The organism is Blautia sp. AF19-10LB (assembly GCF_003461245.1).
GTDB lineage: Bacteria > Bacillota > Clostridia > Lachnospirales > Lachnospiraceae > Blautia_A > Blautia_A intestinihominis.
On sequence record NZ_QTWS01000057.1, the window covers coordinates 1 to 7871 of the forward strand.

The 7871-nt window shown below is 42.1% G+C and carries 7 protein-coding genes, 2 pseudogenes and 1 riboswitch; of the genes and pseudogenes, 1 reads left to right on the forward strand and 8 read right to left on the reverse strand.

What is annotated here, in order from left to right:
• The 3 genes and pseudogenes from DWX28_RS18075 to DWX28_RS20850 all read right to left on the reverse strand — a co-directional run.
• On the reverse strand, positions 1 to 537 hold a 537-nt coding region (locus tag DWX28_RS18075), incomplete at its 3' end, for a DUF6444 domain-containing protein (RefSeq protein WP_243002490.1).
• A gap of 354 nt (positions 538 to 891) precedes the next feature.
• Positions 892 to 1953, reverse strand: a complete 1062-nt coding sequence (locus tag DWX28_RS18080) for a Fic family protein (RefSeq protein WP_118254454.1) — start codon at positions 1951 to 1953, stop codon at positions 892 to 894.
• Between the two features lie 167 nt (positions 1954 to 2120).
• Positions 2121 to 2309: pseudogene (locus DWX28_RS20850) on the reverse strand (hypothetical protein); the annotation flags it as partial.
• Between the two features lie 64 nt (positions 2310 to 2373).
• On the opposite strand from DWX28_RS20850, the pseudogene DWX28_RS20695 reads away from it, so the two are divergent.
• Positions 2374 to 2556 (forward strand): annotated as a pseudogene (locus DWX28_RS20695) (hypothetical protein); the annotation flags it as partial.
• 117 nt (positions 2557 to 2673) lie between these two features.
• Here DWX28_RS20695 and DWX28_RS18095 read toward each other — a convergent pair.
• From DWX28_RS18095 to ribD, 5 genes are read right to left on the reverse strand one after another with little or no spacing between them, the layout of a single operon-like run.
• Positions 2674 to 3324, reverse strand: a complete 651-nt coding sequence (locus tag DWX28_RS18095; RefSeq protein ID WP_004844981.1) for an HAD family hydrolase — start codon at positions 3322 to 3324, stop codon at positions 2674 to 2676.
• 15 nt (positions 3325 to 3339) lie between these two features.
• Positions 3340 to 3813, reverse strand: coding sequence for a 6,7-dimethyl-8-ribityllumazine synthase (gene ribH / locus DWX28_RS18100; RefSeq protein WP_004844980.1), 474 nt, complete (start codon positions 3811 to 3813; stop codon positions 3340 to 3342).
• A 29-nt stretch (positions 3814 to 3842) separates the two neighbouring features.
• Entirely contained in the window at positions 3843 to 5060 is a 1218-nt protein-coding gene (locus DWX28_RS18105) for a bifunctional 3,4-dihydroxy-2-butanone-4-phosphate synthase/GTP cyclohydrolase II (RefSeq protein WP_118254460.1), read from the reverse strand.
• Positions 5061 to 5078: 18 nt separating this feature from the next.
• A complete protein-coding gene (ribE, locus tag DWX28_RS18110) occupies positions 5079 to 5732 on the reverse strand; it encodes a riboflavin synthase (protein WP_004844978.1) in 654 nt (217 codons plus the stop codon).
• The gene (gene ribD, locus DWX28_RS18115) at positions 5714 to 6841 is read right to left on the reverse strand and encodes a bifunctional diaminohydroxyphosphoribosylaminopyrimidine deaminase/5-amino-6-(5-phosphoribosylamino)uracil reductase RibD (RefSeq protein ID WP_014081338.1); all 1128 of its coding nucleotides are present in this window, start codon (positions 6839 to 6841) and stop codon (positions 5714 to 5716) included. The genes ribE and ribD overlap by 19 nt, the downstream gene beginning before the upstream one ends.
• A gap of 276 nt (positions 6842 to 7117) precedes the next feature.
• Positions 7118 to 7232, reverse strand: a riboswitch (FMN riboswitch).
• Positions 7233 to 7871 lie beyond the last annotated feature (639 nt).

The window sequence follows — 7871 nt, forward strand, 5'->3', positions numbered from 1 at the left end:
AGCTAATGACTGAAGGTTTTCGCCATACTGTACGGCTGCTTTTACGTCAGAAGGGAAAGCACCTCTGCGTGTATCTCCATACAGCATACAGATTGGAAGTTCCAGTGCCTGATGCTCCGTTACATTGACTGTAACAACCGCATCAATAACATGGCGTTTCTCTGCAATGCATGCAGTGCCCTTGCATATCTGATAATGTGGGCATCCTTCACATGCGGAAGGCATATGTTTGACTATTTTATCCGAAGCTGTTATTACCGCTAAATGTGTCCCCTGATGTCCGTTCTGTCCACCAGCCTTTTTACAGGATGCTTTTCGCAGACTCTTTGGGGCAGGCTTTTTGAAACCATCACTTGAAGGTGGTTTGGAACTGTTTTTGGAGTTCTTATTAAGCTGTTCCTTTAGTTCCTGTATCGTCTGATTGAGCTGAGCGATTAACTGTGTTTGCGCATTGATTGTAGCATTCAGGGAATCTACAGTCGATGTTAATGAATTAACCTGTTGTAATAACTTCTTATTCATTTCATCTTTTGTCAATCAGCCCACCTTCTTCCGTTAAAATTTGATACTTCTATTTTAACGGAAAATGGGGTAAAAAGCGAATCGTAAGATTTTTGCATACTGTCAAAATGACGGTGGATAACCAGAAAAAATCAGAGATTAAATGCTGATAACACCCGGATAAAATCCACAAAAATGCTGTTATCTGGGTAAAACTAAGGAGTTATGTTTCAGAAATCCACAAACCCAAAGCACTTGGCAACCAAACTGAAAAATTATCCACATTTTACACTAAAACGATGACGAAACAGAAATTTTATTTTCTCTGTTTTGCCGAAAAATCAAGATGTACTTAATGGGGTACTGAATAGTTACGCTGCTTTCATATTTTTAAATACGGACATAACCAGTAGATGGACCTGCACCAACTTTTGCGATATACCCACTCTTAACCAGATTCGTCAAAGTCCTTTCCACGGTAATTTTGCTTATATCAGGACAAAGTTCCATGATTTCTTTCTTTGTAATTTTGCCAACCTTGTTATCAATAACCGCTTTAATTCTATCAGGCTTAGAAAGACCCCGATGCTTCAAATGCTCTACACGGCTTTCGAATTCATTGTATGCTTTCAACATGATACCCAGATAATATTTAACAAAAGGCTCATAGCTGTTTTCTCCCTCATGCCAGCCAGTAGAACTTGCTTGAAGGGCTTCATAATATGTTTCCTTTGTCTTTTCAATCAACATTTCCATACTGACATATTTTCCAACGATGTATCCCGCCTTATAAAAAAGCAATAAAGTGAGCAAACGGCTCATCCTACCATTTCCGTCATTGAAAGGATGGATGCACAGAAAGTCCAGAATGAACATGGGAATCAAAACCAGTTTATCAATGCGGTCAGCTTCCCATGCTTCAAGGAAGCGAGCGCAAAGTTCTTCCATCGCTTCAGCAGTCTGAAATGCGGGAACTGGAATAAAACGTGCCTTCTGATAACCCTCGGCATCTGTTTCTGCAATTACATTATCGGAATTCTTATAACTTCCACCAGCAGCCCCCTGTGAATAGGAGTACAGATCTCGATGTAACTGCAAAATAATGTTCGGTCTTGGGTTGATATATTCATAACCTTCGTGAATTGTGGAAAGTACTTCACGATAACCAGCAATTTCCTGCTCAGATCGGTTGCGGGGTTCTGCTTTTTGACTTACCAATTCTTCCAAACGCTTATCGCTTGTAAATATACCTTCGATTCGGTTGGATGCTCCCGTACTCTGAATCAATGCAACTTCTAAGAGTGTTTTCAATTCATCTACATTGGCTTCGAGAAATAATTCCTGTTTGCCTTTATGTTCATGGATACTGCTAACCATCTGAACAATTTCAGGTGTTAACAACTTCGCAGGACTTACAATAAAATCAAAGTCTCTCATAGGAATCTCCTTCATTTCAGATTTATCTCCATCATTCTATCATCAAATGATGGAGATCTCAATAGATTTGATGGAGATAGAATATCCATATACACAATAAATATCCTCATTTCATCCATATATTATATCGTTTTGTGAATCGTTTTTTCACTAAAATTACACTATTCTTTCACTATTTTTCATTACTCCATCGTTTTCGCCAACGAATTGAGCAACGCCCGCCTCTCTGGATTCAGATTCTTTTTCTCATAAAATGCTTCTTTAAAAAGCTCTGCATTTTTCCTTTGGTCATCATCCGGAATATGAGAGTACGCATCCGTAACCATATTGACCTGTGCATGGCCGGAATCACCCTGTACTGCTTTGATATCAGATAATGGTACACACAAGCACGGAAAATACTTTATGCAAAATCTTCCACAGTAAAATCTATAAATGATCCGCAAAGGCAAAGGAAACCGACAGTTTACCATGTTTGGAATTATGGCAGTTCTTTTAGGAAGTGGAGATGCATTCCATCTGGTTCCCCGTGCAGCAGCGCTTTGTACAACTGGACTTGGGAACTTTACTGTACAGATGGGGTTAGGAAAGTGGATTACCTCTATCACTATGACTATCCTAAAATCATCCCCGCCTCAGAATTTGCAGCAAGTTGTTGCAAATTTTTTATATCCTTTTATTTTACAGAAGTACTTATTTTTAACTTTTTTCCTTCAGATTTTTATATTGCAAAAATCATATCACCATCTGCAGTATATCCTCTATATGTTCTGCATAATAATCAGCCCCATTCAGTTCCCCTTTCTCACCATATCCATACAGGCATCCTATGAAAGGGCTTTTGCAGGACCTGGCACATTCCAGATCCTGTCTTCTGTCTCCGACTACCAGATAAGGGCCACTATATTCCCGGATGATTTCCTGCACAATTTCTGTCTTTGGACGGAATCTGTATGATTCACAGTCATAAAAACGGTCAAACCATCGTTCCATCCCAAATTCCTTCCAGTGTGCCTCACGATATGAAGCTTTACAGTTACTTAAGATCACAAGGTGATATCCCCGGTTCTTCAAAGCTGTTAGCATCTCCTCTGCTCCCGGATACCACACTGCCTTATGTTTCCTGATCTGTCTTACCATCAGATCTCCTACCATCCTGCTTGCCTGCTCTTTATAGCTCTGATCCAGTTCCGGCAAAAATGTATTCCACATCTCCTTACTGTTAAGTCCCAGCCAGCCGGCAATTTCCACCGAGCCTATCTCCCGTTCTTCGGTAACCTTCTGTTCTGTCAGCCACTGATAGGTTTCACGAAATGCCGGTTCATAGATTCCAAGGGTATGATGGATCGTTCCATCATAATCGAATATGATCGTTTTTGTCATCATTTATTTTCCTGTCTTTTAGAGCTGCTTCATCAGATTGACCATCTCAATCGCAGATAATGCACAATCATAGCCTTTATTTCCCGCTTTGCTTCCTGCACGCGCAATAGCCTGCTCGATATTTTCAGTCGTGATCACTCCGAATAAAACCGGGATTCCTGTTGCAAGTTCAACCTGTGCGATTCCCTTGGCAGATTCATTACACACCAGATCATAATGTGAAGTATCTCCACGGATGACAGCTCCAACGCAGATAATTGCATCATATTTTCCTGACTGTGCCATCTTCTGTGCTGTAATCGGAATCTCAAATGCTCCCGGTACCCATGCTGCAGTAATGTTCTCTTCTTCTACTCCATGTCTTACCAGTCCGTCGACTGCCCCTCCCAATAATTTATTCACAATAATTTCATTGAATCTCGCTGCCACGATACCAACCTTCATTCCCTCCGGTGCTACTACTTTTCCTTCTACTAAATTGATCTGTCTCATTTTTTCTTCCTCCTGATATTTGCTGTTTTTTATAAATTTATTTCTTTAAAAATATGACCCATCTTTTCCTGCTTCGTCTTCATATACTTCCAGTCATACTTTTGTGCCGGAATCTCCAGAGGTACTCTCTCATTGATCTTCAGTCCGAATTCGCCAAGTCCATAGACTTTATCCGGATTATTTGTCAGTAATCTTAATGATTTCACACCAAGGTCTGACAGTATCTGTGCCCCGACCCAGTACTCTCTGAGATCCGGCGCAAACCCTAACTTCACATTAGCCTCCACAGTATCGTATCCCTGCTCCTGAAGCGCATATGCTTTGATCTTATTGATCAGTCCGATTCCTCGGCCTTCTTGTCTCATATACAGAATGATTCCTCGGCCTTCTGCTTCTACCTGGCGCATCGCTGTCTGCAGCTGCAGGCCACAGTCACATCTGAGCGATCCGAATGCATCCCCTGTCAGACACTCCGAATGTACCCGGCAAAGCACATCCTCACCATCTCCCAGATCACCTTTTACCAGTGCCAGATGATGCTCTCCTGTAATATCATTGATATAACCATACATTTTAAAATCACCGTACTGCGTTGGGAGGTTTGCAACGGCTTCCTCCTTTACATGCTTTTCATGTATTCTTATATAATCCTGCAGATCACGGATCGTAATAAATGTAAGGTTATGCTCTTTTGCCATTTCCCATAGCTGTGATGTACGCATCATAGTTCCATCTTCTTTCATAACTTCACAGCACACGCCGCATTCTTTCAGTCCGGCAAGTCTCATAAGATCTGTTGTTGCCTCTGTATGGCCATTTCGTACCAAAACCCCGCCTTTTCTGGAAATAAGCGGAAACACATGTCCCGGTCTTCTGAAATCCTCCGGTTTTGACTGATCATCCACACACTTCATGATAGTATAGGAGCGCTCTTCCGCAGAGATACCTGTGGTTGTATCTGCGTGATCTACTGCCACGGTAAATGCTGTACTGTGATTGTCCGTGTTCTCCGCAACCATCGGCGGAAAGTTCAATCTCGCCGCAATTTCTGCAATCATCGGTGTACAGATAAGACCCTTTGCATAGGTCGCCATGAAATTAATATTTTCCCTGGTCGCAAACTCTGCCGCACATATCAGATCTCCCTCATTTTCTCTGTCCGGATCATCTGTGACCAGAACTATTTTTCCTTCCTTAAGATCCCTAAGTGCTTCTTCAATTGTGTTGTACTGATAATTTTGTGACATAGTGTATATCCTCCTGTTCTAAAACCCGAATTCTTCAAGAAACTCCATCGTAATTCCGGATTCTTTTTTCTCTTCTTCGTTTTTTCTGATGCCAAGCAGTTTTTCTACGTATTTTCCGATCACATCATTTTCCAGATTAACCAGATCCCCCGGCACCTTTTCCAAAAGAGTGGTTTCTTCTCCTGTATGTGGAATGACCGACACCTGAAAACCAGCTTCATCAACCCTTGCAACTGTCAGGCTGATCCCATCAATACAGACGGATCCTTTTTCCACGATCAGATGCAAAATCTGTGGCGATGTCTCAATTGATACCCAGATGGCATTTTCTTCCCGGAGCATGGAACGTATCACGCCAGTCCCATCAATATGGCCGCTTACTATGTGTCCCCCGAACCTGCCGTCTGCAGCCATTGCACGTTCCAGGTTTACCTGGCTTCCGGCCTTGCAGCTGCCAAGACTGCTTCTTCTGATCGTCTCTGCCATCACATCGGCAGTAAATCCGTCCGGCTGAATCGACGTAACTGTCAGACACACACCATTCACAGCGATACTGTCACCGATCCTTGTCCCTTCCAGGACTTTCCGGGCTTTCACTGCCAGGATCCCTGATTCCCCTGTCAGCTGTATATAACGGACTTTTCCTTTCTCTTCTACGATTCCTGTAAACATGATTCCTCCTGTTTTTTATCACACACCTGACATTTTATCCGGATATCCTCACCGATCTGGCAGATATCTGTATATTTCAGTTCCACTGCTTCAGACGGCAGTTCAACTCCAATGCCCTCTACCGGTGTCTTCCCAGCCACACCGCCAAACAGCTTTGGTGCCACAAAAGCCTGTACTTCCTTTACAATTCCAGCTCGCAGTGCACTGTCATTTAACGTACCTCCTCCCTCCAGGAGGATGCTGTCAATGCCTCTGTTTCCAAGATCTGCCATCAGCTTCTTAAGGTCTATCTGATTCTTTTCATCGGGACAGTAAATGGTTTCAACTCCCATGGTATGTAATATTTTTATTTTCTCTTCTGCATTTTTCTGTTCTGCATAAGCCACGATCGTCCGGTACTTTTCCGCACTTTTTACAATCTGACTGCCCGGCGGGATCCTGAGCTTACTGTCACACACAATCCTGACAGGACTTTTCCAGCCTTCTACCCGGACGTTTAACATCGGATCATCTGCAAGCACAGTTCCAATACCAGCCATGATTCCCATGTACTGATGCCGCATATGCTGTACTTCTTTTCGTGCAGATTCTCCGGTGATCCATTTTGATGCTCCTGTTTTCGTTGCGATCTTCCCATCCAGTGTCATGGCATACTTCATTACCACATAAGGAGTCTTCGTAGTAATATAATGGAAAAACACCGGGTTCAGCTGATCACATTCTTCTCTCATAAAATCTTCAACTACTGTTACACCGGCTTCCCTTAACATCTGTACACCTTTTCCTGCCACTTTCGGATTCGGATCTCTGGAACCGATCACCACTTTTCTGATCTTCTGTTCAATGATCGCTTCCGTACATGGAGGTGTTTTACCATGATGACAGCAAGGCTCCAACGTGACATAAATCACCGCACCTTCTGCTGATTCTGTAAGAGAAGCAATTGCATTACGTTCCGCGTGAAGTTCTCCATACTTTTTATGATAGCCTTCCCCGATGATCTTTCCGTCTTTTACGATCACTGCCCCTACCATAGGATTGGGATTCGTCCAGCCTTCTCCTTTTTTGGCCAGTTGAATAGCCCGAAGCATATATTCCTGATCCGTCATTTCTATTCCTTCTTTCTTATTCCTGTTCTTTGCCTGGGCTACGCCGAGGCTTTTAAACATGTGCAATCGGATTCACAGACAAGTGAATGGTATAGTTATTTCGAAAACGATGTACCAGATACAAAAAAAGCCTGCTGAAATATCTGCAGGGTGGAATTGATCTGTTACATATGATTGATAAATGAATGTCTGATTTTCCTATATAAAAAGCTCTGAAATGGATCACCATCTCAGAGCTCTGATACTACATTCATTCATACAAAAAATCAACTGTACTATCATCTTCTTCCATCCAGACTGTACTGTCGGCCCCGGAATCTCACCGGATCATGCCTCTCGGCTCGCGGGCTTTACCGCCGGTAGGGAATCTCACCCTGCCCTGAAGATATCTTTTTGTTTATTTTAATACTTTATCTGTTATTTGTAAAGCAGAATTTTTATTTTACTTAGTTTACTGGTTTGGAAATGAAAGTTCCCGGATGAGCAATTTTCATATAATTTCTCAGTTCCAATGCCAATACTCTTAACCGTTCAATCGCTATCTCAACGATTTTTCATCTGGATCCATCTGATCCACTTTTTCTGCCATAGGCATCCTCCTTCTTCCTGAAATAAAAAAATCCGCCCAGATTAGAACCTAATCTAATCTGAACGGAATACTCATTCAGGCTTGATATTTTCCAAGCAGAAATAGTTTTAATCATTACCCTTTTGTTAGCTACAAGAATTTACAACCTTTTACACCAGTTGCATTATAGCTTTTCATTCCTGTTAGCAGAAATGCTCATTTTTTGATTTGCTGTTAGCAGAAAAACAATAAAAAAAACGGCAATGATTTTTCTCTCATTACCGCTTAAAATAGAACGTTCCCTATAGGAATCGAACCTACAATAGAGTCTTAGGAGAGCTCCAACCTATTGTCAAGCTGAGGTAAGGTAAACCTCAACGGCATAGAAAATGCGGTAGTTCTTTTAAGTTATCCTGAAAAAGCATTTGGTAATCCCAAAGCACTGCGTGCATTCATCAGTAC